This window comes from Bacillus sp. D48C, from assembly GCF_053345735.1.
Genome location: NZ_JBKFAQ010000005.1, coordinates 117,252 through 142,180, shown reverse-complemented (window position 1 = coordinate 142,180; position 24,929 = coordinate 117,252). Strand labels below are relative to the sequence as shown.

The window sequence follows — 24,929 nt, the reverse complement described above, 5'->3', positions numbered from 1 at the left end:
TTCTATCGATTAAATAAAGAAAAATCTTTACTTTCTTTATTTGTAAATAACTGCTCAAATAATTTGGCAAAGACCATTCCATATACAGTTCCATTACCTCCATACGGCAATGCGTAAAACAAATTATGTATCTTTTCGTCTTCTTTTAAAATGGGGAGACCATCATGAGTACCACCAAATGCGGCTGCCCAATAGTAGTCTGCCTGTATATTTTTATACTGCGGGAACAGTTCTTTTACAATATTAATAAGGATATCACGCTTATGCAATAATTTCGTATCACCGATTGTTTGAATTTGTATCGCTTCATCTAATCCGCCTACAATAATGCGGTTTCGATACGTTCGAAAATATAAGTAGGGCCGTGCCGTTTCCCAAATTAACGATCGCTCATGCCAGCCTTCAAACTGATTTATTTCATTTGTTACAATTGCATAAGAAGTTTCTACTGTTGTATTCTTTTCTTTCTTTCCAAAAAGCGCTTCATAACCTGTCGCCATAATAATATTCTTTGCTACAATTTGATTTCCTGTTTTCGTGTAACAAATTAAATCATTTTGGTGTTTTTTTATATGTATTGCCTCTGTATGTTCATATATATTAGCTCCCATTTGGTTTGCTTTATGCAAAAAACTATGCGCTAGTAAATACGGATTCACCTCAGCATCACCTTGCATATATAACGCTGCTTGTTTTGCAAAAGAATAACGTTTCTTAATATCAGCTTCTGTAAAATATTCAACTGGAAATCCATAATTCTGTAACGTATTATATTCCTCTTGTAAAAATGAGACATCCTCACTTTTACTTGCATAATATAAACTATTTCGCGGAATAAAATGGGGATCAATATCAAGAGTCGGTATAACCTCTTCCATTGTTCTTAGCGCTTCATAACAAAGCTTATATGCTCGTACCCCTTTTTCTTTACCAAATGTATGAATAAGAGAAGTTAACGATTTATCATGAAGAAATTGTAGTAAACCTGTATTAGCAGCTGTGCTACCACACGCAATTGCTCTTTTTTCAATAAGTGTAACACTCATACCAATTTTCGCTAACGAATGCGCTATATGAGCACCTGCTTCGCCACTTCCGACTACAAGTACATCACATATCATATCACTTTCTAACGGTGGATAACAAGGTACAGAAACTCCTGTATTCCAAAACAACTTACCGGTCATAAGTTTCATAATCATACTCCTAAAATATAAATTTCTCCTTTCTATGTTTTGTTATTTTCCATAAAAAAATCCAACTAACATAGGCTAGTTGGATTTTTTTATTTTTAATTAGAACGCTCTTCAAGCCAATTTCCAATCGTCGGATATGTTTGTTTTACAGCTGTTCCACCGTAAACAATAGACATATGCCCTGTCGGTAAACATACATATTGTTTATCTGTGCTAGAAATATGGTCTAGTAACGCTTCTACTTGACATGGCAAAGCGATATGATCACGTTTCCCGGAAATATTTAAGACATTCGCCTTAATATTTGCAAGGTCTACCTTTTGTCCGCGAATAACAAGTTCACCCTTAACCAGTTTATTATTTTGATAAAAATCACGAATCCACTGTCTGTATGATTCACCTGGGAACGGAATACCATCACCAACCCACTTTTGAACCAATCTCCAGCTTTCGACGAAGCGCTCATTCTCTGAACGATCTACTAAAGCAACATATGGACCAACAAAGTTCGTAATTGGTTTTAACATTTTGTTTCCGAAATCAATCATTTCTGGCGGAATATTTCCAAATGTATCAACCGCTTTATCTAAATTGAAGTATTTCTCATCTAATAAAGGACCATACAATCCTGTTTCAGAGAAATCAAAAGGACTTGTCATGAAAATTAAATTACGAATTGGCATGTGCGGATGAAGTGCTGCATAAATGGAAGTTAGCGTTCCACCCATGCAATAACCAAGTAAAGAAATCTCGTCCGCTTTTGCAGTTCGCATTACTTTTTTTACTGCTTTTGCAATATAATCAAACACGAAATCATCAAATTTCAAATGACTATCTTCTAAACCAAATGTGCCCCAATCAAGCATATACACATCAAAACCACGATCCACTAGATATTCCACTAAACTATTTCCAGGAGTTAAATCCATAATATATGGTTTATTAATAAGAGCATATATTAACAGAATTGGAACTCTTTGTGTTTTTTCTTGTTTTGGAATGTAGCGATAAAGCTTCGTCTTATTCTTCGTCCAAATAACCTCTTTCGGCGTTAATCCTACTTGCGGCTCTGGTTCACGTAATAAAATTTCACTCGCCCTTTTCACTCGGCGGTATGCTTTTCGGTACTCTTCTGGGTATAGCTCTAATTGCTTTTCCCATTCTGTTGCGAATGTAGTCATTTTCCTATCTCCTTTTTGGTCGATTTCCTTCTAAAAAAAGAAGTGCATTCCTGCTATGGATATGCACTTTTTTCTTACTTCATTACATATATAATCCGCCGTTAATGTTTAATTGCTGACCTGTGATATACGCACCGTCACGGCATAGGTATACTACACCTTTTGCAATTTCATCAGCTTGACCAAAACGTTTTTTCGGGATTTTTGCAACGATTTTTTGACGTACTTCTTCTGGTACTTCTGCTACCATTTCAGTATCAATAAATCCAGGGCAAATTGCATTTACAGTGACATTTGTTTTTGCAAGTTCTAATGCTAATGATTTTGTAAATCCTAACATACCCGCTTTTGCTGCTGAGTAGTTTGTTTGGCCAAATCCACCTGCTTGGCCAATAATAGAAGAAATGCTAATAATTCTTCCTTCTTCCGCTTCCGTTATATATGGAAGAACCGCGCTTGTCGTATTAAATACGCTACTTAAATTCACGTCAATTACGCGCTCCCAATCTTCACGATTTAACTTTTTGAATGTACGATCTCTTGTAATACCAGCATTATTAACAAGAATATCAACTTTACCAAAATGATTCACAGCTTCTTCTACAAGTCGGTTTGCATCTTCTACTTTAGAAACATCCGCTTGCACTGCATAAACGTCATGTCCATCTTTTCCTAGTTCATTTACTAAATTTTCAGCTGCTTCTTTACTGCTATTATAGTTAATAACTACTTTCGCTCCCTCTTGTGCTAATGCTACTGTAATTGCTTTTCCAATCCCTTTTGCTCCACCTGTTACGATTGCTACTTTGCCATTTAATTGAACCATTTCTTTTCCCCCTTAAATGAATTTGTGAACGATTGTTATGAATCATTTTGGTACTCATACTGTAGAGTCCCTATATAATTATGTTTCGCCGTTTACACGTGAAAGAGATTCTCCCTCTCTCTTTTACCTGTTATAAACAAGCGCTTTTATCATTTTTTATTTTCCGGCTTATTCGCAGGCTTTATCTCTTCTTTTACAGGTACTTGTAGTTTAGCTAGTACTGCATTTTGCTTTTCTAGCAATTCTAAAATTTGATCTACTTTTGTTTCAAGCGTACGAATATCTTGTTTCACTTTCGTCACATCACGCTTTAATGTAGGAGCTTGTCCTAAAGAATCTACTTTCTCCTCTAGAAACTCCTCAATGTTATCTACTTTATTTTCTAAGTTAATAACAAGCGTAGCCACTCTTGCGATATCCTCTTTCGTCGGCACATTTACTTGTTCTAAATAGTTTTTTGTCGTATCATTTAATGCTTTTTGATAAAACAAATTCAAATCTAGAACGCTGCCCATCCAAGCAGAATATTCTTCTGTTTTAATTGTTTCATTGAGCGCTTTTCCCCAAAATGTTTCGGTTTGTTCATAAGCATTTTTCCATGCTTGTAGTGGATCGAATTTTTGATCAATCACTTTACCTACACTCCCTTTTTCGTTTTTGAAACAATTCAACCTATTCACTATTTTCTAATATTCTGAATAAAACTTCAAGTCTATATTTTATTTTTTTCTATTTTCTAACAAATGTGTTGACTTTAAAAACAGATAGGTGTAAATTGCACTTATAAGCAAAAAATTCCATCTAACTGATTCATGAGGTGATGCACAATCATGCTACAAAATGAACCAGAACAACGCGAAAGTTTGGAGAACAACCAAGCGAAACAACCAAACTCCATGCCAAAAAACTTCTTAGTTCCCTTCTTACTTCTCTGTCTAAAAGACTGGAGTCTTCATGGTTACAAACTTATTCAAATGCTAATGGATATCGGCTTTTCTTCTGTTGACCAAGGTAATGTTTATAGAACACTACGCAAATTAGAAAAAGAAAACCTTATTTCTTCTACTTGGGATACAAGCGATGGAGGGCCGGCAAAAAGAATTTATTCTTTAACTGAATATGGAGAGCAATATTTAACAACATGTGCGACTTCTTTTGAACATTATCAAAATATGTTGCGAACGTTTTTCACGTTATACACCAATGCATTCTTTCCATTTTCTACTTCTCCAGAAAAGGATGAAAAGGATTCTTCATCTTCACCTGGTGGTACAGCAGAGTAATCTGCGTTCACAATATGCAAAAAAACATTTGGGGGTCAAACAATGGAAACTAAACCATACGAATTAGTCGATGCATTTTGGAAAAACTGGTCTCAATCACTTTCCCTTTTCTCTTCAGCTGGGAAACAATTAGAGCAACTTACTTTAGAAACATTAAAACAACAACAAGACGCTTTGCATAAATTAACATCAGGAGTAGATGAACTAGAAAAAGAACTACAACAACTCACTGCTCAGTTCAATAACCAATATACAGATTACGTGAAACAATTAACTGGAAACTCCTTAAATGATCAAATTAACGAGTGGCAAGACAAGTGGAAGGAACTTTCTGCTCATATGCAGCAACTTACTGTTTCTCCTACAAAAACATCTTTGTCAATCCTTACACAAACAAGCGGTCAATTTGAAGAAACAACAAAACAATTTATTGAGCAACAACAATTACAACGTGAAGAGGCTCAAAAACAGTTAGAGGGTTTTTTGGAAGAGTTCAAGTCAAAACAGTTGGAACTCGCAAAAAAGTTCGAGGAAAATTCAAAAAATCTATTTACTTCCATCAAGTAAGAAAAATGTGGGAGCTAACTGCAGCACAAACAAAACTCTTTCTTCCTCCTACTACATCAAGATGGCTAGCATTTTTCGATATGGAAAAGAAGGAGGACAAAATGAATCCATTTCAAGAAGCACAAACTGTTCCGGAGCTTCGTTATGATGAGATTCAAGTCGGTGATCAAGCATCCCTTACAAAAACAATTACGGATGAAGATGTTATCAATTTTGCAAAATTGACTGGAGATGTGAATCCTATTCATATTTTAGATTCTTTTGCAAAAACAACAATGTTTAAAGAACGTATTGCTCACGGTATGCTCGTTTCGAGTTTTATTTCTACCATCCTTGGAACGAAACTCCCAGGCAAAAATACGATTTATTTATCCCAAAATGTTTCATTCCGTGCCCCTGTCAAAATCGGTGATACACTTCGTGTTGTGGCAGAGGTTATTAAGAAGCGTGACGATAAAAAAATCATTACGTTGCAAACAAACATATATAATCAATCAGATGATATTGTCGTGGAAGGAACGGCGACAATACTAAAAAAAGAGTAGCAAATTTGCTACTCTTTTTTCTATCCAAGAACTTCTAATCGCACCGATTACTTCCGCGTATGACTACGTCATTTCCACATAAAATAACGTTACCAGTTTAGATAAGAACTTAGCTGAACTGGACTACTCATAAGGATGTGTATCAACATGGTAAAAACAAACAAATTATTAGTTCCAGGTGCAGAGCAAGCGCTTGAACAATTTAAATATGAGATTGCACAAGAATTTGGTGTAAGCTTAGGGTCTAATACAGCATCTCGTTCTAACGGTTCAGTTGGCGGTGAAGTAACAAAACGTCTTGTTGCTTTAGCACAACAACAATTACGTGGATAATAATATAACATATGGCTTAGAGGCAGATATTCTCTGCCTCTTTCTATTTTCAACATACATAATAGTGCTTTTTCACATACTAATCAAAGCAAAATGAAAGGAGCGATATGTGAAATGAAACGGATTAATATTAGCATGAGCCCTCCACGCGTTCTTACTTTATCTTTTCTTCTATTATCAGTTGTCGGCACATGCTTATTAAAACTGCCCATTGCTACGACAACGTCCATTTCATGGCTCGATGCCTTATTTACAACCGTTTCCGCTTGTACTGTTACTGGGCTTGGTGTTGTAGATACCGGAAAAATGTTTACTTTATTTGGACAATGTGTCATTTTAGCGCTTATACAAGTTGGCGGGCTTGGCATTATGAGCTTTGCTGTCTTAATTGCGATTATGCTCGGAAGAAAAATCGGTCTTCAAAACCGTATTTTATTACAACAAGCATTAAATCAAACGAATATCGGCGGCGTCATCCGTCTTGCCAAATCGTTATTTTTATTCTCTTTTACAGTCGAATGTATCGCTACTTTAATTCTTTCTTTTGAGTGGGTACCAAAATATGGGGTTACCAAAGGGATCTATTATAGTTTTTTCCATTCAATCTCAGCCTTTAACAATGCTGGTTTTTCTGTGTGGAGCGATAATTTAATGTCCCATTCTCATAGCATTCTTGTCAATTTCGTCATTTCCTCTCTCATCATTTTAGGTGGAATAGGTTTTACAGTAATCGTAGACATAAAAAGAAAGAAAAACTTTAAAAACCTTACACTACATTCAAAACTTATGCTTTCTTCTACTCTAATCGTCAACATTATTGCTACCCTTTTTATTTTTATATTCGAGTTCCATAACTCCCTTTCTATGAGAGGTTTTACCCCATTTGAAGAAGGAATAGCCTCTTATTTTCAAGCAATTTCGACGCGAACTGCCGGGTTTAATACAGTTGATATTTCTACATTGTCAAAACCTTCCCTCCTATTAATGATGCTCCTTATGTTTATTGGTGCTGGTAGCGCTTCAACGGGTGGTGGGATTAAGTTAACAACATTTTTAATCATATTTTTTGGCGTATTTAAATTTCTACAAGAACAAGAGGATATTGTCGTATTTAAAAAATCCATTAAAGATACTCTCATTGTCAAATCATTAACTATTACTATCATTTCCATTTCATTTATCTTTTTTGCTATTTTAATTTTGAGTATTACTGAGCGAGTTCCTCTATTGATGAGTGCTTTCGAAGTATTTTCAGCATTTGGGACTGTTGGCCTCAGTATGAACTTAACACCCCACTTAACTATAATCGGAAAAGCTATTATTATCTTTATGATGTTTTTTGGGAAAATGGGTCCTTTAACATTGGCTTTTTCATTTGCTCGTAAAAAGAACCGGAAAATAAAATATCCGAATGAAGATATTTTAACAGGTTGACAACCGTAGAAATTATCCATATAATGAGAATACAATAGCATATCTCCAAAGGGGAGTAGCGTCCAAGAAAATTTCTTGGAAACAAAGTCGTCATTACGTAGAACTTAGTTCTTCCGGCTTTGTTGGCATTTTCATTACATATGTCTAGCAAGACCTTTGCCTATTAACGGCAGAGGTCTTTTTTGTATTCATTTCCAGATTCTTCCAAAGTTAATAGGCAGGAGTATGGGGAAACTAAATAGTGGGGAAATTCTTCACTTATTTAGAACTTATAGAAATGAGAGGAGAATGTACATGGATGTATCATTATTATTGGAGTATGGTTGGGTATTACTCATCCTAATTGCACTTGAAGGAATTTTAGCGGCTGATAACGCTCTTGTTCTTGCAATTATGGTAAAACATTTACCAGAAGAAAAACGAAAGAAAGCACTATTTTATGGATTAGCGGGGGCATTTGTTTTCCGATTCGGATCGTTATTTATGATTTCGTTCTTAGTCGATGTATGGCAAGTGCAAGCAATCGGTGCCATCTACCTTATGTTTATCGCTGGTAATCACTTATTTAAAACGTATGTTAAAAAGAATACGGATGAAGAAACTGAAGAAAAAGAAGCAAAGAAAAAACAAGAGAACTTTTGGTGGACTGTATTTAAAGTTGAGGTTGCTGATATCGCCTTCGCAGTTGATTCAATTTTAGCTGCTGTTGCACTAGCAATGACTTTACCAAAAACAGGATTAGGTACAATTGGTAGTCTTGATACTGGGCAATTCGTTGTTATCTTTGTGGGTGGACTTATCGGATTAATCATTATGCGATTTGCAGCAACTGCTTTCGTACAAATCTTAAAACGTAAACCAGGACTTGAAACTGCAGCATTCTTAATTGTAGGTTGGGTTGGTGTAAAGCTAGCAGTTTATACATTAGCACACCCTGCATTAAATGTAATTCCACATTCATTCCCAGAATCCACTCCGTGGAAGCTTACATTCTGGATTGTATTAGTCGGAATCGCAGTTGGTGGTTGGTTCTTCTCAAAAGAAGTAGAAGTAAAAGTAGAAAAGAATTTAGACGAAAAAGCGCTGTAATTACAGCGCTTTTTCTTTTTGCTTTCTTCCTCTCAATATCCAGAAAAAATTCCATTATACTATCTTTTGTAAACGTTTTCTAAATATATGTATGTCCTTTTTGTGAAACATTGCACAAACTTATTGAAAGTGAGAACAATTCCATGTACTTTATTCATATAAGGAGTATTTATAGAAGATTTACTAAAGGAGCGTATTACTCATGCTAGAACAAGGACTAGATTATGTTGTCAAACTGGCTAAAAGCAAAAAGAAAATGCTAGATACAAACCCAATGCAATATTTCATTCGTGCTGCACTTGCGGGTATTTATATCGGTTTTATTATTGTACTATGTTTTAAATTAGGTAATTTTTTTCACATTGCGGATTCACCAGCAACTTATTTAGCTGCTTCTATGTTTTTCGGGATTGCTCTCGTACTTATTATATATGGCGGTGCTGAATTGTTTACTGGAAACACAATGTACTTTACTGTAGCAACTTTAAGAAAGGAAACAACGATTTCTGATACACTGCGTAACTGGGTTGCTTGTTACGCAGGTAACTTAGGTGGCGCGTTATTCTTTGCCTTACTATTTTACGCAACTGGAATTTTTGAAGCAATTGATCACGGTCACTTAATGAGTAAAGTCGTTGAAGGAAAGATGAACACACCTACAATGCAGTTATTCTTTAAAGCCATTTTATGTAACTGGCTCGTATGTCTTGCTTGCTTCTTACCTTCTCAGGTCAAAGGTGACACAGCAAAAATAATGGTCATGATGCTACTTGTTTTCACATTCTTCTTATCTGGTTACGAACATAGTATTGCAAACTTATCACTCTTTGCTTTATCTTTAGTTTCACCGCATCCTGAGACAATTTCTTTTTCAGGTGCTATTCATAACTTAATTCCTGTTACAATCGGTAACATTATTGGCGGATCAGTATTTGTCGGTATGGTATACCACTACTTAACTAAGAAAACACCTGACGTTCAACAGGAAGAAACTGAAATCGCAGCAGCTCAACAAGAAGAGATTATTCCTTTACAAGCACATATGAAACATTAAAAACTCCAAAGTTTTACTTTGGAGTTTTTAGCTTCCCACATATTTAACAACAAGGTAAGGATTAATTTCTCCTTCTTCCTTTCCCTTATCCAATCTTTGTTTCATCTTATGCATACCGATGATATCATTCGTATGAAGGTGAATTTCATTTACATATAACCCTTCTGTACAAAAGGCTTCTACAAAATCTAGTCCACTTTTTTCTCCCCATCCCATATTAAAATCAAGGGAAAGAATATTCACACCATAATCCCGAACCATTTGTAAGGTACATTCTACTGTAGTTGCCGGCACATACCCGAACGGACAACTTCTTTGATCATCCATATATACGTTCATTTTCTATTCCCTCTCTACTTTGAATATGCGACCAATACATAACATATTGCCCCAAGGCTAATAAAAGGACCAAATGGAATGGGCTTTCGTACTTCTATACGCTTTAATACGATCCCAATCCCGAAAAAACAAAGACTAAAACAAGATGCTAAAAATAAAATGATAAAAACTCCCTTCACTCCTACTATAAACCCAAGCAACGAAAGTAGTTTTATATCTCCACCGCCAAGCCCTTCTGGATATATCTTTTGCATGCAATATAACAAAATGAATATAACACCACTACCAACTATACTATCTGTCCAAGTAACTAATTGTACAAAAACACTTTCGAGAATGAGTAAAACGGCAAATGAAATTAAAATACAATCAGGAATTAACATATATAAGTAATCTGTAAGTGAAATAATAAGAAGTAGCGAAAAAAGGGATAAAATGATAATAAGCTCTCGTTCTATTCCAATCATATACACGGTAAGAAGAAATATACTTCCTGTTATACATTCAAATGCTACATACATAATCGGAATTTGCCTCTTACAATTCGTACAACAGCCTCTTTGTATATAAAATGAAATGATGGGGATTAGTTCTTTTGGCCTTAGCACATATTTACAATAATGACAATGTGAACGCGGGGTAATGATAGACTCCCCTAATGGAACCCTCATCGCAACTAACATAAAAAATGAACCAAACACCATCCCTGCTAACAGTGCATATAAATAAGTGAACATCCCTTCCTCTCCTTTCCCAAAAAACATAGCAAAAAAAGGAGAGAACTTCTACTTCATATTATCCATTATTCTACTAAAAAAGCAGGCCATTTTCTGGCCTGCTTTCCCCTCTTTTATACGATGAAATATATTGCTTTTAATGGTCCATGTACTCCGACAACAAGATTCATCTCAATGTCAGCCGAGTTACTTGGTCCTGTAATAAAGTTAATACAAGATGCCGCTGTCTCGCCATCTTCTACACGTGAGTTCATATCCTGAACTGCTTGTGTAATACGAGGCACAAGTGTTTCACGTGGAATAATAGCTAAATATACAGTTGGTAAAAAATGTAAAGAACGTCCTTGTCCTTTATGACTTTGTACAACAATTGTACCAGATTCAGCTAATGTATAATCACTAAATGCAATACCAATATTCGCTTTTTCAGCTAAACGCATATTTCCGTCTTTTCTCTCTGGATCCCATACGTTTACTTCAACGTCTCGCTTTGGAAGTTCTTCTTTAAATAAAGATGTTAAACCATATGCATCAAAACGCTCATCCGCTGATAATAAAATAGGTCCTCCGCCGTTTTCCATGATTACTTGTTGAAGGTCTTCACGTAAACGTTCATTTGTCGTTTCTACTACAGTTGTATGAATGTTTGTACATTGATTTTTAAACACTTCTAGTAATTCTTCTTGTGAATAATCTTTTAACGTTTCTATATTCACATTACTTTTCCATACTGGACGCTCTACACCTTCTGTTTTACGCGCGCGCCCAAGTTCTTTTGCAATGTTATCTAGAAAGGCATCACGGTTTTGAATTAATCCTGTCATTATTTATCCCCGCCTTTCTTATGATCTTTATACCAATCACGGAATCGTTCTTTTCTTGGAGCTGGGAATTCACGAATATCCGTCCAGTTTTTAAGTGGCCCAATACCTTTTGATACACGATTACCAGATGTAAATGGACTCATTGCCGCTGGTGCCATTTTTGAACCCATTTTATATAAAGCAGCTGAAGAAGCACCCATACTAAACATTTTCATCGCTAGTTTTTCTGCAAGTGGTGCACGACCTTCTTGCTCAACGATGACTTGACGATGTTTTAATAATAAATCATGCAATGGAATTTTTACTGGACAAGCTTCTGTACATGCTCCGCATAAACTAGATGCATAAGGAAGCTCTTTATAATCATCATATCCACCTAGAAGCGGTGTTAATACCGCGCCGATTGGTCCTGAATAAATCGATCCATATGAATGTCCACCAACGTGACGATATACAGGACATACGTTAACACAAGCAGCGCAACGAATACATTGTAATACTGAACGGAATTCAGATCCAAGAATTTGAGAGCGACCATTATCAACAACAACTAAATGGAATTCTTCAGGTCCATCAACTTCCTCTTCTTGAATTGGTCCTGCTACTGTTACATAACTTGTTAATTTTTGACCTACTGCACTACGACATAGTAAACCAACTAAAACATCTAATTCTTCCATTGTCGGAACCATACGTTCCATACCCATTACTGCAATTTGTGTTTTCGGAATTGACATAACAAGATCTGCATTACCTTCATTCGTTACTAAACAAAGGGAGCCCGTATTTGCAACAGCAAAGTTACAACCAGTTACACCAATTTCTGCATCCATAAATTTCTCACGAAGTTGTTTACGAACAAACTTTGTCATTTCATACGGGTCATCAGAATTTTCATAGCCTAGCTTTTCTTTAAATACATCGCGAATTTGCGTTCTATTTTTATGAAGTGCAGGTGCAATAATATGTGAAGGTGGATCGTTATCTACTTGCAAGATATACTCTCCTAAATCACTCTCTAACACTTCACAGCCAATCTCTTCAAGCGCATGGTTCATACTGATTTCTTCTGTTACCATCGACTTTGATTTTACTACTTTTTTCGCTTGTTTCTTTTTGGCGACGTCTTGAATATACTTTGCTGCTTCCTCTTTCGTCTTCGCAAAGTACACGTGTCCGCCTCTTTTTGATACATTTTCACTTAACTGCATTAAGTAATAATCAAGATTTTCTAACGTATGTTGACGGATTTGTTCACCTAGTTCACGCCACTCTTCCCAGTTTCCTAATTCATCTGCGGCTTTTAAGCGATTCGTATATAAGCGCGTTTGTGCCGAAGATACTGCTCCGCGCATAAACGAATCTTGAATTCCATCACCAACGCGATCATTAAATTTTTTCTCACTGATTTTCATAGACATAGCTTATGTTCCCCCTTCATGAGCGACTATTCAGTACCTCAGCAATATGCATTACTTTTACTTCTTTTCCTAAACGCTCAATACGTCCGCCAATGTTTAACAAACACCCACAATCTGCACCGATTAAATAATCTGCACCTGTTTCCATTACACTATCTACTTTTTCATCTACCATTTGCTCAGAGATTGGAGTCATCTTAACTGAAAACGTTCCCCCAAACCCACAACAATTTTGCACGTTTGGCAAATCTCTCACAGTTAATCCTTTTACATTTGATAATAAAATCCCTGGTGCTTCTTTTACTCCGAGCATACGTGTCATATGACATGATTTATGAATAGTAGCTATCCCTGATAAACTTGCACCAACATCTGTAACTTTTAAAACATCTACAATAAACTGTGTAAATTCATAAGTTTTATCAGCAACTTTTTGTGCACGTTTAGCCCACTTTGGATCATCTTTGAAAACATGCGGATACTCATGAAACATTGTCGCACACGAGCCAGATGGTGTAACAATATATTCTGCATCTTCAAAAGTTTCAATCATATGTTTCATCGCTTCTTTTGCTGCTTCTACATGGCCGCTATTATAAGCAGGCTGACCACAACAAACTTGTGCTTCTGGAAATTCAATTTCACAACCTAAACGCTCCAACACTTCAACTGTTGCTTTACCGACATTTGTTTCAAACATATCGACTAAACAAGTAACAAATAAAGTAACTTTCATAACTATTACTCCCCCTTTTTACAACTTCGCCAACAAACATATGGTCATCAGATGACTGAGTAGAGAAGAAATAGGCTCAACCATGGCCTATCCTCTCCCTCTCCTAAAGAAAACGCTTACTTAATCTTTCTCTATTTTATCAGAAAATTAAATTTTTAAAAGATTAAATTACGAATTTATATCGTTTTTACCTGTGACAATATGTTCTACATTTGTTAAATGATCTAGCATTGCTTTCTGCGCTAATTCTACATCTTGTTTTAACACCGCATCATATATAACTTGATGCTCTTCTATAAGTCGTTCTGATGTCGTTTGTTCACCATATAAAATAATGCGTCTTGATTCACCAATTGTTTCAGCAATCATCTCTGAAACATGATTCATGAGTTCAAGCAAAATGTTATTATGCGAAGACTCTGCAATTCCCATATGAAATTGAAAATCAGCTTTTTCGCCAGCCTTTTCATCTCCAATGCTCTTTGCCATTTCATCTAACCAATGTTTCATATTTTGTAAATTATCTTCCGTACGTTTTGCCGCCGCTACTCGAACTGCCCCCACTTCAAGCACCTTTCGTACTTCTAATAAATTCAAAATATCTTCTTTCTTCATTAATAATCTATTGTTTAATGATTTTGTTAATGAAGAAGAATCGAAGTTCTTCACATATGTACCTTCTCCTTGTTTCATCTCAATTAAGCCCATCGCTCTTAGCGCACTTAGCGCTTCACGAACAGCAGATCTGCCAACTTGAAACTGCTCAGCTAATTGATGCACAGGGAGTAGTTTGTCACCAGGTTTTAACGTACCATTTTTAATCATTGTTAAAATAGCTTCAGATACTTCTTCGTAAATTTTTTTCGGTTTAATAGATTTGTACTCCAGTTAAATCACCTCAGTATCTTCCAAACAACAATTGAAACGATTTATAAGAACTTTGCATCATAACTATTTTAGACCGAATTGATAAGAAGTACAAATGTTTTGTTCATAAAATAGTCAAATTTCCGATATTTATTACATATTAATTTATATTTTTACGTATAAAGTGAAACTTTAATCAGTAGTTTTTTTTTTCATCCCCCCACCTAAATTCTTTGCTTCCGCTGAATTTTGAGGTGGGGGGCTTACTGCCCGGCAAATAGCGAGATAAATATTCCCTTCAATATAAAGAACATGTCCTAAAAATTAGAACATGCCCACCTCATCCTGTACATTCAGTTTAATAATAACCGTTGTTCCCTTATCTTTTTCACTTTTAATTTTCCACTGTCCACCATGTATATGAACAATTTGTCTCACAATAGCAAGGCCTAAACCTGTTCCACCATGTTGACGACTTCTCGCTTTATCAACTCGGTAAAAGCGCTCGCCAAGATTTTCTAAATGCTCTATATCAATGCCAATTCCTGTATCTTTTATTTTTAATTCACAGTAATCATCGATTTGCTCTAAAGTTATAACGATATTTCCATTTTGATTTGTATACCGTATCGCATTATCTAACACATTATGAAGCACCTGTTGCATACGATCCTCATCAATCATGACAATGACCTCTGGATTTAAATTGGTTGAAATATGAATTTCCTTTTCTATAAACTTAATCTCATACGTATCTAATACGTCTTCAATCAGCTGTGAAAAAACGATAGGTTGCTTCTTTAACGGAAAGTGCTCACCTTCTAATTGCGCTAAGTCTAACAAGTCATGAACGAGACGCTGCATACGACCTGCTTCTTTATGAATTAGCTGCGTTACTTTTTCCTGCTGTGGTCCCTTTGCAACGCCATCTAAAATAGCCTCGCTATACCCTTTTATATAACTAAGTGGTGTTCTAAGTTCATGCGAAACATTTGCTAAAAATTCCTTACGCTTTACATCTTCTGTTTCCAATGAATTTGCCATTTTATTAAATGCTTTTCCTAGTCGTCCAATTTCATCCTCTGAAGAAACGGTAATCCGCTCCGAGAAATCTCCCGTAGCCAAATGGTTTGCAACCCGCTCCATTTGCGAAAGCGGCTTCGTTATTGCAATTATAATTTTTCTTCCAACCCATATCGTAATTAAAATCATCGCAATTGCTAGTGGTGCTAAAATAAGACCCATATCATATATTAAGTCTTTTATACTTTTTAAAGGAATATAAGAATATACAATTCCGACTAATTTTTTATTTTCCAATACAGGGATGACAACCCCCATAATATTACGTTCAAAATGTTCTTCATATCCTATCTTTGTCACAGTTTTCCCATCTAATAGCGTTTGCCTATCTCCTTCACTTATAAGAGAATGATGATGCACATCAAAAGGTAAACATGCACTTAAATCACGCGGATTAGACACGAAAAGAACGTCTGAACTAGATATTTGATCAAATGATCTTACTTTCTCTTCAAAAATTGATATTCCTTCGCGCTTATCATACTGAGCAGCAAGATTTTTCCCTTCCATTACTAATGAACCTTTTAAATTATCAACGTATAGTTTTTCATATGAGTATAAAGATACGAAATAAAGAAAGGACACTGTTACACATACTGCACACACTACTGTAAGCCAAAGTTTTTGTACCATCGTAAACATACGTTACACCTCGAATTTATAGCCTACACCCCAAACAGTTTGAATGTAGTTTCCACTTTCTCCAAGCTTCAAGCGCATCGTTTTCACGTGCGTATCTACTGTTCTTGTACTTCCCGCATAATCATATCCCCATACCTTTTCAAGTAATTGTTCCCGGCTAAATACTTGTCCTGTATGCTGACAAAGAAAATATAGTAAATCAAACTCTTTTACTGTAAGAGAAATCGGCTCACCATCCGCCTCTATTCGTCTACTTTTTTCATTGATAAGAATTGGTCCAAATTGAATCTCTTCTTGCTGTTCTTGCTTTGTATATCTTCTTAACACAGCTTCCATACGGGCAACCAATTCACCAGGACTAAACGGTTTTACAATATAATCATCCGCTCCCATACGTAAGCCGTTCACCCTATTCCACTCTTCACCTTTTGCGGTTAAAAATATAATCGGCACATCTGACGTTTTTCTAATTTCTTTACAAACTGAAAGTCCATCCATTTCTGGCATCATAATATCTAATACAACGAAATCATAATGATCTGTTTCTAGTTTTTTAAGAGCCTCTTTTCCATTTTCAGCTTCTCCCCACTCATATCCGAAGTTGTCCAAATACATTCCAACAAGCTGCCTCATATCACTTTCATCATCTACAACTAGCACTCTATATTTATTCATTATCCTTCCCTTCCCTCTCTATGAGTTGAAACGGTCCTTTTCCGACTTTAATTGTTTGTTTTATTTTCAAATTCTTCATATCCATAACGCACACTTCATCACTATCATAACTTGCTACATATCCTTCTGCTCCGCTCTCCAAAAATGCAAATGGATTCGATCCTACTTCTACAGAAGCTATTTCTTTATATGTGCTAATATCAAACTTTCTAAGTGTGTTCGAACCATGACTTAGTGCATATACGTACTTACTATCCTTCGTTATATTCACAGGCATAAATGGAGCGTGTAAAGAGCGCACCATTTCTCCCCCCTGTAAAGAATACACTAACACTTTCTCATTTACTTGATTTCCATCACCATGTCCGCCAATCCATATTTCTTTCCCATCAGGACTAATCGTTGCTCCGGTTGATGCTGGCGGAATCATAAAGGATTGAACAACTTCTTTTTTCTTCGTATCAATTGTCGTTAGTTTCGTATCATAAAAGTTTAGTACAGATAACCGATTATGATACTCTACCATCGTTATAGGACCTTTTCCTGTTGAAACATTTCCTGTCTCTTTCCCATTTATCGTAAAGAACCTTACCTTTTGAACATTTTGATCGGCAGCAAATAATTGCTTTTTATCTTCTGATACGATCACATTTACAATGCCCTTTCCAGTTTTATATTTTTCCACTTGCCTTCCTTCCGCCAATGAATATACATACATATATTCTAATTGCTTACCGTATACAAGGATTTCCTCACCGTTTGGAAGCAGTGTGATTCCGGCCATTGGCTCATTTAGTTCCCATGTCGTGATTAACTTTTTATTTTTTTTATCAATAAAACTAATGCTTCCTTCTTTTATATTCGTTGTTATAATAACATTTTTATCTTTAGCAATTGGTGTATATGAACTTCCTTGACACCCTACTAATAGAAATAAAAAACAGAGAAGAAAAACATACTTTCTCAAAAGATTCCCTCCATCTTCGGATGATTTCGTTATAATTGTAAAATAACAAATAAATGTGTGGAAAGTGTGAAATTTTCCTTTCTTACTCAATTTACATATATAATGTACAACAAATAGAATTTGAGGTGTGTCAATTATGCTATTTCCTGATTTAGCGAATAAAATTGTACAAGAAGTACGCAGACTAATTACAGAGAATATTATTATTATTAATATACAAGGCGTTATTATTGCAAGTACAGATACAGAAAGAATTGGTCAATTTCATGAAGGTGCACTCCGCTGCGCTAACCAAAAGAAAACTGTCATCATTACAACAGAAGATGAAAGGCAGTTGCAAGGTGTAAAGGCTGGAATGAATCTTCCTTTATTATTTCATGACGAAGTAATTGGTGTTATTGGAATTACAGGAGAACCTGAAAATATTTCACGCTATGGAGAAATATTGCGTAAGATGACCGAGTTATTAATTCATGAAAACTACTTTTTAGAGCAACTAGAACTTGAGCACCGTTCTTATGAAGCTTTCGTCTTTGATTGGCTTCAAAATACAGCATGGTCTCCAAGTTTTCTCGATCGCGCCAAAACACTTGGCATTGATTTATATAAGAAGAAACAACTTATTTTGTTTTCTATTGGAAAAAATGACACGATGCTCCAGCGTAAAATATGGCAACATATACGCAATATATTAACAAAAGAGCATCTATTTGTTCGGTGGGGAAATGATCGTTTTATTTTATTTACAGCGATGAGCTCCAACGAGCAAACATACCAATTTTTAAAACGATTAAAACAAGACTGCGAAGCTTTATTTTCTATTCCTTTATATATCGGGATTGGACAAACAGTTACCCCAAACAATATGAACATATCTTACGAACAAGCATTACGTGCTCTTTCTGTATCATTGGAAACGAAACAAATTGTATTTAATGAAGATTTACGTTTAGAAATGTGTTTACAAGATATTTCTGCCGAAACGCGTGAACAATTTCTAGAGCGTACCATCGAAAACTTACTATCATCTCCTGAGCTTATGCACACCTTACGCTTATTTATCGATTATAACCAATCTTATAAACAGACAGCTAAACAATTACATATACACATTAACACATTACATTACAGGCTAAAAAAGATTGAAGAGCATACAGGACTTGATCCAAAACAATTCAAAGACTTAAACGTTTTATACTTCGCACTCCTCCTATTAGATAATCATACAAAAAAGAACGATAAAACAGATTAATCTTTAGATGATTACACATAGAAAGAATCCCTTTACTTTTTTATCATTATAATGAAAGCACTGTTACCACGTTGTTTATTATAACTAAACACGTTAACAGTTTGAGGGGGATTTCCAATGTTAGAAAAGCAAATTATTCATTCATTCGTATCTATTGTTGGCGAAGATAATGTAGATACATCCAATATGGGGCGTTTAACTTATAGTTATGATGCCACTCCAAACTTCCAAGCAATGCCTGATGCAGTCATTGCTCCACGTAATACAAATGAAGTAGCTGAAGTGTTAAAGGTATGTAACACTCACAAAATTCCTGTGTATGTTCGTGGGTCTGGAACAAATCTTTGCGCAGGAACATGTCCACTTGAAGGCGGTATCGTCCTTATTTTCCGCCATATGAACAATATTTTAGAAATTGATGAAGAAAACTTAACAATTACTGTACAAGCTGGTGTCATTACACTTGATATTATTAAAGCAGTAGAAGAAAAAGGTTTATTTTATCCGCCAGATCCAAGTTCGATGAAGATTTCTACAATCGGCGGCAATATTAATGAAAATTCAGGTGGGTTACGCGGCTTGAAATATGGCGTAACACGTGATTATGTAATGGGGCTTGAACTTGTCTTACCAAATGGTGATATTATTCGTACTGGCGGCAAATTAGCAAAAGATGTAGCTGGTTACGATTTAACTCGTTTATTTATCGGCTCTGAAGGAACACTTGGCGTGGTAACAGAAGCGATATTAAAACTTGTTCCTATGCCTGAAACAAAGAAAACAATGCTTGCACTCTATGAAGATATTAATGAAGCTGCACGTGCTGTTTCTTCTATTATTGCAAATAAAATTATTCCAGCAACTCTGGAATTTTTAGACCAACCGACAATTGAAGTAGTAGAAGAGTTTGCACAAATCGGTTTACCTACAGATGTAAAAGCAATTTTATTAATCGAACAAGACGGCCCGCCCGAAGTAGTCAATCGAGATATTGAAAACATGGCTAACGTTTGCCGCTCTATGAATGCAGTTGATGTTCGCATTGCAAAAGATGAAACGGAAGCAGATGCACTTCGTACCGCTCGCCGTAGTGCACTATCAGCGCTCGCACGATTAAAACCTACTACAATATTAGAAGATGCAACTGTACCACGTTCACAAATCGCTCCGATGGTTGAAGCTATTAATGCCATTGCAAAAAAATATAATATTCCTATTTGTACGTTTGGACACGCTGGTGACGGTAACTTACATCCAACTTGTATGACAGACGCTCGTAATGCAGAAGAAATGCACCGAGCTGAACAAGCTTTTGCTGAAATATTTACGAAAGCAATTGAACTTGGTGGCACAATTACTGGTGAACATGGTGTTGGTGCGATGAAAGCTCCATATTTAGAAATGAAATTAGGTAAAGAAGGTATTGCAGCTATGCAAGGAATAAAGCAAGCTTTCGATCCAAATAACATTATGAATCCTGGAAAAATGTTCGCGAAAGACACTCGAAAAAGAGTGGTGGTTGAGCGATGACCACATTAAATAAAGAAAATATTCAAAAAGAATTTAAAGAACGATTAAGTGAAGATGAATTACTAAACTGTATGCGATGCGGTTTTTGTTTACCTACTTGTCCTACCTACATTCAATCCGGATATAAAGAGTCACATTCACCGCGCGGACGTATCGCATTAATGAAAGCTATCGTTGATGGTTTAATCGAACCAGATGAAGATGTTGAAAATACATTAAACGTTTGTCTTGGTTGCCGTGCTTGTGAGCCTGTTTGTCCATCTGGTGTAAATTATGGACATTTATTAGAAGAAGCTCGTGATATTATTAATCAAAATAAAAAATTCTCAATGCCAGTGAAAGCTGTTCGAAAAGTCGTTTTTGAAGGATTGTTCCCCCATCAAAATCGAATGAGAACATTAACAGGACTAATTGGATTTTATCAACGTTCTGGTTTACAAACACTAACACATAAAACAGGTATTATGAAGTTATTCCCTGAAACACTTGCAACGATGGATCTCATTTTGCCAAAAGTGCCAAAAATGAAAGCAATGAAAGATCGTCCTTCATTTTTACCTGCAGAAAGTACAAAGAAAAAACAAGTTGCATTCTTCACAGGCTGCTTAATGGATACTATGTTTTTAGAAACAAATAACGCAACGATGAAACTTCTTCAATTAGCTGGTTGTGATATCGTTATTCCGAAAACACAAAGTTGCTGCGGTGCATTGCATGGACATGCTGGTGAAAAGAGTGGAGCAAAAGAATTAGCAAAGCGAAATATAAAGGCATTCGAAGATTTAAACATCGACTATATTATTACGAATGCAGGTGGTTGCGGAGCTTACCTCGTAGACTATGATTATCTTTTAAAGGATGATCCAGAGTGGGCTGAACGTGCTAAGCAGTTTGTTTCTAAGATTAAAGATATTACTGCTATACTAGTAGAACTAGACTTCCATAAGCGAACTGATTTACGACTCACGCAGCAAATTATTACGTATCAAGACTCTTGTCATTTACGCAATGTTATGCGCACAGCTTCTGAACCTCGTATGTTACTAGAGGCTATCCAAGGTGCAACATATCGTGAAATGAAAGATGCGGACCGCTGCTGTGGCTCTGCTGGTATTTACAATATTGTTCATTCAGAGTTATCAATGGAATTTCTAGATTACAAAATGGACCGTGTGCATGAAACAGACGCAGCAACCATTGTTACTGCAAATCCAGGTTGTTTATTACAAATGAAATTAGGAATTGAGCGAGAAGGGCTTTCTCATAAAATGAGAGGAATTCACATTGTAGATTTATTATTAGAAGCAATTGAAACTAACTCGTAACATACGTAATAATAGGAAAACGGCTATCTCCTTCGTCTATGTAAAGAGATAGCCGCTTTTTTGTCTGCTACAACATTAAAAATATGTTACTTTATTATAAAAAAGAACAACAGAAACATTACAGTTTTGTAAAAATCAATCCATTATATTCCTCAAAAAATCGCTCAAACCATTGATACAATAGGATTCTTTATTTTCTCTTTAGGTAAATTTATCCAAAAACCCCTCTTAAAATCAAGTATAAAAACACTATAAATTCCTTTTATACTCTATATTTCTCTTATTTTTGCTCACTTCTTCTCTTAGGATAAATTAGGTAATTTTAAAGTCTATGAATTTTTTTCCATCTTTTTTCTCGCAAATTGTATGCTACGATGAATTTGTCAGTCAGACAGGCTGTCAAAAACAAATCGTGTGAAAACAAATTAAAACTTTATATAGGGGGACACACATCATGAAAAAGCGTGTTTTATTATCTGTAGCTGCTGCAACAGCTCTTACTTTAGGAGTATCTTCTCTAGATGCACAAGCTGCAACAGTACAACCATCTAACATTAAGGTTCAAAATATTCAGCATTCAAAAGTAATGATGAAACAAATGAACCAACAAGAATTACAAGCATTCTTACAATCTATGGGCGTTGAGTCATTAGCGCAATGGCAACAAGGAAACTTCCAACCAAATTGCATTATTCCTGGTCAACAACCTACTGAAAATGTTGTAACTGAGCAACCAACAGCTAAGCCAGAAACTCAAAAGCCTGCCGAGCAAAAGCCTGCTGAAGAAGTTCAAAAACCAGAAGCTCAAAAGCCTGCTGAAAACAACAATACTCAAAAACCTGCTGAGCAAAAACCTGCTGAGCAAAAGCCTGCTGAAGAAGCAAAATCTTTAAGCGAGTTCGAACAACGTGTTGTTGAATTAACAAACGCTGAGCGTACAAAGCAAGGCTTACCAGCACTAAAAATCGATACTGAATTAAGCAAAGTAGCACGTATTAAGTCTGAAGACATGCAAAAAAACAACTACTTTGATCATAACAGCCCTACATACGGGTCTCCGTTTGACATGATGAAGAAATTTGGTATTTCTTATACATCTGCAGGTGAAAACATCGCTCAAGGCCAACGTACACCTGAAGAAGTAGTACAAGCTTGGATGAACAGCGCTGGACACCGTGCAAACATCTTAAATAACGGCTTCACTCACATCGGTGTTGGTTATGTAGAAAGCGGCAACTACTGGACACAACAATTTATTACAAAGTAAATAGATTAAAAGAGTCTTCTCATAATGAGAAGACTCTTTTTCAAGTTTCATAGCTTTCTATTATGTATGAATAGAAAATATAGAACATAAACAACATAGATCCACAGCTTATTACACTAAGCAATATATAAAATCCCCACTCTAAGTTCAAAAACAATGAAAACAATATGCCACATGCCATCACTTGAAAAATCCGTCTACTTACTAAACGAATTTTTTGTAATTTAATTGGATCTTTTTCTTTGCCTTTTATTTTCTTAAATTCTTTACTCAGCATAAAAAGAAACATACTAATCCCAATCGTTAATCCTGTTTGAAAGAATATAAAATCTCCAAAATTAATCAAGAGAATAAGCATATGAATAAACAACATAAATAATGTAATTTTCTTTATAAATCCACCTATAATACAATGCTCTCTTTGATTAAACTTAAATATATTATGTGAAATAATATACAAAAATCCATATGAAAAAATAATAAAACAAGGAATAAATGCTACAACAACTTGTTTACTCATAAACTCGTTTGGCTCACCATTTACGTTCCAATGTACTGCCATACGATTTGGTAAATAGGGGTAAAGACATAGAGTAACTAAAAGACAAGCGAAAAATATTCCAAGTACATACTTATATTTGATCAAGTAATTCTCACCTCTCTTTTCTCTTAACGGCTTCGCTTCTTTTAGAGAAATCCCTGCAAAAATCTACTTTTTTCAAATTAAAACTTATACTTTACGCATTTTCTTTTTGAAATTCTTTTATTTTATTATTTAATTTTGTAGGAAACGGCACATCAACTTCAATCGCTTCTTTCGTAATTGGATGCAAGAAATTTATCTTCATCGCATGTAATGCTTGACTGGACATATATTTTGTTTGCCCACCATATAATACATCCCCAACTAGTGGATTACCATTATGACTCATATGAACACGAATTTGATGCGTTCTACCCGTTTCTAATTGTAACGTTACGAAAGTCGTGTTTTGCTTCTTAAAATACTTTTCTACTTTATAATATGTGATAGCTTGGTCACCTTTTGGAGAAATACGACGCCTTGTAGCATGATGGCGATCCCTTCCGATAGCAGCATCAATCGTTCCTTGTTTCTTCTTTACTTTCCCTTCAACGAGCGCTGCGTACGTTCTTTTAATTTTTCGTTCCATTAATAAACGATCCATAATTGCACCAGCAATTCTATGCTTAGCAAACACGACACCACCTGTCGTATCTTTATCTAAACGATGAATATGACGAACCTTCGTCTCTAAACCTTGCATTTGAAAATGAAAAGCAACAAGATTTGCAAGCGTCCCGTTTCCACCTTTTTCAGCAGGATGTGTGTCCATTTGCTCTAGTTTATTTACGATGAGTACGTGATCATCTTCGTATACTACATGTAATTCACCATATTCTGGATCTACACCGTACTCTTCCTCCGCAAACATATGAACTTGTAACTTATCGTTCTCTTTTAAAAGCTCATTCCATCTTCTTTGTTCCCCGTTAACCGTAACACCTTTTTCCATACGAAGCTGATGTAATAGCTTTTTCGGTATTTCCCATTCTACTTTTAATACCGATTCAATACTTATACCATTCCATTTAGCTGGAACGGTAATTTCACACCATTCGCCCTTTTTCTTTGTTTCCATACTATTTATCACCTTATTTCTATTGATTCTCTCATTGTAACGGAAAACACACTTTGATGCACCGTCAAAAATAGAGGACAGTCTTATAATAGACT

26 protein-coding genes and 1 riboswitch are annotated in these 24,929 nt (G+C 35.6%); of the genes, 11 read left to right on the top strand and 15 right to left on the bottom strand.

Translation table 11 applies throughout. From position 1 onward, the window contains the following. Positions 1-2: 2 nt before the first annotated feature. The 4 genes from ACLBXA_RS14845 to phaR all read right to left on the bottom strand — a co-directional run bounded on the left by ACLBXA_RS14845 (position 3) and on the right by phaR (position 3,835). Positions 3-1,196 (bottom strand): NAD(P)/FAD-dependent oxidoreductase, encoded by a 1,194-nt coding sequence (locus tag ACLBXA_RS14845; protein WP_000772567.1) that lies wholly within the window; start codon positions 1,194-1,196, stop codon positions 3-5. Positions 1,197-1,291: 95 nt separating this feature from the next. Beyond that, positions 1,292-2,377 (bottom strand): class III poly(R)-hydroxyalkanoic acid synthase subunit PhaC, encoded by a 1,086-nt coding sequence (gene phaC, locus ACLBXA_RS14840; RefSeq protein ID WP_000206331.1) that lies wholly within the window; start codon positions 2,375-2,377, stop codon positions 1,292-1,294. 82 nt (positions 2,378-2,459) lie between these two features. Continuing rightward, on the bottom strand, positions 2,460-3,203 hold the full coding sequence (locus ACLBXA_RS14835; RefSeq protein ID WP_000250407.1) for an acetoacetyl-CoA reductase: 744 nt from the start codon (positions 3,201-3,203) through the stop codon (positions 2,460-2,462). A 149-nt stretch (positions 3,204-3,352) separates the two neighbouring features. Then, positions 3,353-3,835, bottom strand: a complete 483-nt coding sequence (gene phaR / locus ACLBXA_RS14830; RefSeq protein ID WP_000566941.1) for a polyhydroxyalkanoic acid synthase subunit PhaR — start codon at positions 3,833-3,835, stop codon at positions 3,353-3,355. A 198-nt stretch (positions 3,836-4,033) separates the two neighbouring features. Here phaR and phaQ point away from each other — a divergent pair, with 198 nt between their 5' ends. The 7 genes from phaQ to ACLBXA_RS14795 all read left to right on the top strand — a co-directional run bounded on the left by phaQ (position 4,034) and on the right by ACLBXA_RS14795 (position 9,508). Next, a complete protein-coding gene (gene phaQ / locus ACLBXA_RS14825) occupies positions 4,034-4,486 on the top strand; it encodes a poly-beta-hydroxybutyrate-responsive repressor (RefSeq protein ID WP_000939954.1) in 453 nt (150 codons plus the stop codon). A gap of 42 nt (positions 4,487-4,528) precedes the next feature. After that, entirely contained in the window at positions 4,529-5,053 is a 525-nt protein-coding gene (gene phaP / locus ACLBXA_RS14820; protein ID WP_000448596.1) for a polyhydroxyalkanoic acid inclusion protein PhaP, read from the top strand. A gap of 101 nt (positions 5,054-5,154) precedes the next feature. Then, on the top strand, positions 5,155-5,598 hold the full coding sequence (locus tag ACLBXA_RS14815) for a MaoC family dehydratase (protein ID WP_001067916.1): 444 nt from the start codon (positions 5,155-5,157) through the stop codon (positions 5,596-5,598). A 147-nt stretch (positions 5,599-5,745) separates the two neighbouring features. Further along, entirely contained in the window at positions 5,746-5,931 is a 186-nt protein-coding gene (locus tag ACLBXA_RS14810) for an alpha/beta-type small acid-soluble spore protein (RefSeq protein ID WP_000241212.1), read from the top strand. Positions 5,932-6,045: 114 nt separating this feature from the next. Next, positions 6,046-7,365 carry a TrkH family potassium uptake protein gene (locus tag ACLBXA_RS14805; RefSeq protein WP_000822358.1) on the top strand — a complete coding sequence of 440 codons (1,320 nt, stop codon included), beginning with the start codon at positions 6,046-6,048 and terminating at the stop codon, positions 7,363-7,365. A 38-nt stretch (positions 7,366-7,403) separates the two neighbouring features. Beyond that, positions 7,404-7,577, top strand: a riboswitch (yybP-ykoY riboswitch). A gap of 82 nt (positions 7,578-7,659) precedes the next feature. Next, positions 7,660-8,454 carry a TerC family protein gene (locus ACLBXA_RS14800; protein WP_000383326.1) on the top strand — a complete coding sequence of 265 codons (795 nt, stop codon included), beginning with the start codon at positions 7,660-7,662 and terminating at the stop codon, positions 8,452-8,454. Between the two features lie 202 nt (positions 8,455-8,656). Further along, a complete protein-coding gene (locus ACLBXA_RS14795) occupies positions 8,657-9,508 on the top strand; it encodes a formate/nitrite transporter family protein (protein WP_000893035.1) in 852 nt (283 codons plus the stop codon). A gap of 27 nt (positions 9,509-9,535) precedes the next feature. Here the strand turns inward: ACLBXA_RS14795 and ACLBXA_RS14790 are convergent, their stop codons facing one another. The 9 genes from ACLBXA_RS14790 to ACLBXA_RS14750 form a co-directional block, all read right to left on the bottom strand. Continuing rightward, positions 9,536-9,847, bottom strand: coding sequence for a cyclic-phosphate processing receiver domain-containing protein (locus tag ACLBXA_RS14790; protein ID WP_001103767.1), 312 nt, complete (start codon positions 9,845-9,847; stop codon positions 9,536-9,538). Between the two features lie 14 nt (positions 9,848-9,861). Further along, positions 9,862-10,584, bottom strand: coding sequence for a prepilin peptidase (locus ACLBXA_RS14785; protein WP_000495721.1), 723 nt, complete (start codon positions 10,582-10,584; stop codon positions 9,862-9,864). Positions 10,585-10,697: 113 nt separating this feature from the next. Next, the gene (locus tag ACLBXA_RS14780) at positions 10,698-11,408 is read right to left on the bottom strand and encodes a LutC/YkgG family protein (RefSeq protein WP_000147194.1); all 711 of its coding nucleotides are present in this window, start codon (positions 11,406-11,408) and stop codon (positions 10,698-10,700) included. Next, entirely contained in the window at positions 11,408-12,829 is a 1,422-nt protein-coding gene (locus tag ACLBXA_RS14775) for a LutB/LldF family L-lactate oxidation iron-sulfur protein (RefSeq protein ID WP_242297180.1), read from the bottom strand. The genes ACLBXA_RS14780 and ACLBXA_RS14775 overlap by 1 nt, the downstream gene beginning before the upstream one ends. A 16-nt stretch (positions 12,830-12,845) precedes the next feature. Continuing rightward, the gene (locus ACLBXA_RS14770) at positions 12,846-13,565 is read right to left on the bottom strand and encodes a (Fe-S)-binding protein (protein WP_000869152.1); all 720 of its coding nucleotides are present in this window, start codon (positions 13,563-13,565) and stop codon (positions 12,846-12,848) included. A 168-nt stretch (positions 13,566-13,733) separates the two neighbouring features. Next, complete coding sequence (locus ACLBXA_RS14765) at positions 13,734-14,423, bottom strand: FadR/GntR family transcriptional regulator (RefSeq protein ID WP_254894088.1); 690 nt, start codon at positions 14,421-14,423, stop codon at positions 13,734-13,736. 333 nt (positions 14,424-14,756) lie between these two features. Further along, positions 14,757-16,157 carry a sensor histidine kinase gene (locus ACLBXA_RS14760; protein ID WP_000494814.1) on the bottom strand — a complete coding sequence of 467 codons (1,401 nt, stop codon included), beginning with the start codon at positions 16,155-16,157 and terminating at the stop codon, positions 14,757-14,759. A 3-nt stretch (positions 16,158-16,160) separates the two neighbouring features. Beyond that, on the bottom strand, positions 16,161-16,832 hold the full coding sequence (locus ACLBXA_RS14755; protein WP_001046396.1) for a response regulator transcription factor: 672 nt from the start codon (positions 16,830-16,832) through the stop codon (positions 16,161-16,163). Next, positions 16,825-17,799: a YncE family protein gene (locus tag ACLBXA_RS14750; protein ID WP_242297178.1), complete on the bottom strand. Its 975-nt coding sequence runs from the start codon at positions 17,797-17,799 to the stop codon at positions 16,825-16,827. The genes ACLBXA_RS14755 and ACLBXA_RS14750 overlap by 8 nt, the downstream gene beginning before the upstream one ends. Before the next feature lie 127 nt (positions 17,800-17,926). Between ACLBXA_RS14750 and ACLBXA_RS14745 the strand changes: the two genes are divergently transcribed. The 4 genes from ACLBXA_RS14745 to ACLBXA_RS14730 all read left to right on the top strand — a co-directional run bounded on the left by ACLBXA_RS14745 (position 17,927) and on the right by ACLBXA_RS14730 (position 23,173). Beyond that, positions 17,927-19,051, top strand: coding sequence for a CdaR family transcriptional regulator (locus tag ACLBXA_RS14745; protein WP_447617303.1), 1,125 nt, complete (start codon positions 17,927-17,929; stop codon positions 19,049-19,051). A gap of 117 nt (positions 19,052-19,168) precedes the next feature. After that, positions 19,169-20,581, top strand: coding sequence for a glycolate oxidase subunit GlcD (glcD, locus tag ACLBXA_RS14740; RefSeq protein ID WP_000890758.1), 1,413 nt, complete (start codon positions 19,169-19,171; stop codon positions 20,579-20,581). Further along, positions 20,578-21,906 (top strand): (Fe-S)-binding protein, encoded by a 1,329-nt coding sequence (locus tag ACLBXA_RS14735; protein WP_000209615.1) that lies wholly within the window; start codon positions 20,578-20,580, stop codon positions 21,904-21,906. The genes glcD and ACLBXA_RS14735 overlap by 4 nt, the downstream gene beginning before the upstream one ends. A 454-nt stretch (positions 21,907-22,360) precedes the next feature. Beyond that, positions 22,361-23,173 (top strand): CAP domain-containing protein, encoded by an 813-nt coding sequence (locus ACLBXA_RS14730; RefSeq protein WP_000747571.1) that lies wholly within the window; start codon positions 22,361-22,363, stop codon positions 23,171-23,173. Positions 23,174-23,213: 40 nt separating this feature from the next. Here ACLBXA_RS14730 and ACLBXA_RS14725 read toward each other — a convergent pair whose 3' ends face one another. Further along, positions 23,214-23,819 carry a DUF1648 domain-containing protein gene (locus tag ACLBXA_RS14725; protein ID WP_000599008.1) on the bottom strand — a complete coding sequence of 202 codons (606 nt, stop codon included), beginning with the start codon at positions 23,817-23,819 and terminating at the stop codon, positions 23,214-23,216. A 91-nt stretch (positions 23,820-23,910) separates the two neighbouring features. Beyond that, positions 23,911-24,834, bottom strand: a complete 924-nt coding sequence (locus tag ACLBXA_RS14720; RefSeq protein WP_000448345.1) for an RluA family pseudouridine synthase — start codon at positions 24,832-24,834, stop codon at positions 23,911-23,913. Positions 24,835-24,929 lie beyond the last annotated feature (95 nt).

What these genes read in the sequence shown, in the direction of transcription:
- ACLBXA_RS14785 (WP_000495721.1), bottom strand. Translation starts at nt 10,584, where the DNA reads ATGTTCACTTATTTATATGCACTGTTAGCAGGGATGGTGTTTGGTTCA.
- ACLBXA_RS14815 (WP_001067916.1), top strand. Translation starts at nt 5,155, where the DNA reads ATGAATCCATTTCAAGAAGCACAAACTGTTCCGGAGCTTCGTTATGAT.
- ACLBXA_RS14770 (WP_000869152.1), bottom strand. Translation starts at nt 13,565, where the DNA reads ATGAAAGTTACTTTATTTGTTACTTGTTTAGTCGATATGTTTGAAACA.
- ACLBXA_RS14800 (WP_000383326.1), top strand. Translation starts at nt 7,660, where the DNA reads ATGGATGTATCATTATTATTGGAGTATGGTTGGGTATTACTCATCCTA.
- phaP (WP_000448596.1), top strand. Translation starts at nt 4,529, where the DNA reads ATGGAAACTAAACCATACGAATTAGTCGATGCATTTTGGAAAAACTGG.
- ACLBXA_RS14780 (WP_000147194.1), bottom strand. Translation starts at nt 11,408, where the DNA reads ATGACAGGATTAATTCAAAACCGTGATGCCTTTCTAGATAACATTGCA.
- ACLBXA_RS14730 (WP_000747571.1), top strand. Translation starts at nt 22,361, where the DNA reads ATGAAAAAGCGTGTTTTATTATCTGTAGCTGCTGCAACAGCTCTTACT.
- ACLBXA_RS14755 (WP_001046396.1), bottom strand. Translation starts at nt 16,832, where the DNA reads ATGAATAAATATAGAGTGCTAGTTGTAGATGATGAAAGTGATATGAGG.
- ACLBXA_RS14790 (WP_001103767.1), bottom strand. Translation starts at nt 9,847, where the DNA reads ATGAACGTATATATGGATGATCAAAGAAGTTGTCCGTTCGGGTATGTG.
- ACLBXA_RS14845 (WP_000772567.1), bottom strand. Translation starts at nt 1,196, where the DNA reads ATGAAACTTATGACCGGTAAGTTGTTTTGGAATACAGGAGTTTCTGTA.
- ACLBXA_RS14760 (WP_000494814.1), bottom strand. Translation starts at nt 16,157, where the DNA reads ATGTTTACGATGGTACAAAAACTTTGGCTTACAGTAGTGTGTGCAGTA.
- ACLBXA_RS14720 (WP_000448345.1), bottom strand. Translation starts at nt 24,834, where the DNA reads ATGGAAACAAAGAAAAAGGGCGAATGGTGTGAAATTACCGTTCCAGCT.
- glcD (WP_000890758.1), top strand. Translation starts at nt 19,169, where the DNA reads ATGTTAGAAAAGCAAATTATTCATTCATTCGTATCTATTGTTGGCGAA.
- ACLBXA_RS14735 (WP_000209615.1), top strand. Translation starts at nt 20,578, where the DNA reads ATGACCACATTAAATAAAGAAAATATTCAAAAAGAATTTAAAGAACGA.
- ACLBXA_RS14775 (WP_242297180.1), bottom strand. Translation starts at nt 12,829, where the DNA reads ATGTCTATGAAAATCAGTGAGAAAAAATTTAATGATCGCGTTGGTGAT.
- ACLBXA_RS14810 (WP_000241212.1), top strand. Translation starts at nt 5,746, where the DNA reads ATGGTAAAAACAAACAAATTATTAGTTCCAGGTGCAGAGCAAGCGCTT.
- ACLBXA_RS14835 (WP_000250407.1), bottom strand. Translation starts at nt 3,203, where the DNA reads ATGGTTCAATTAAATGGCAAAGTAGCAATCGTAACAGGTGGAGCAAAA.
- phaQ (WP_000939954.1), top strand. Translation starts at nt 4,034, where the DNA reads ATGCTACAAAATGAACCAGAACAACGCGAAAGTTTGGAGAACAACCAA.
- ACLBXA_RS14805 (WP_000822358.1), top strand. Translation starts at nt 6,046, where the DNA reads ATGAAACGGATTAATATTAGCATGAGCCCTCCACGCGTTCTTACTTTA.
- phaC (WP_000206331.1), bottom strand. Translation starts at nt 2,377, where the DNA reads ATGACTACATTCGCAACAGAATGGGAAAAGCAATTAGAGCTATACCCA.
- ACLBXA_RS14795 (WP_000893035.1), top strand. Translation starts at nt 8,657, where the DNA reads ATGCTAGAACAAGGACTAGATTATGTTGTCAAACTGGCTAAAAGCAAA.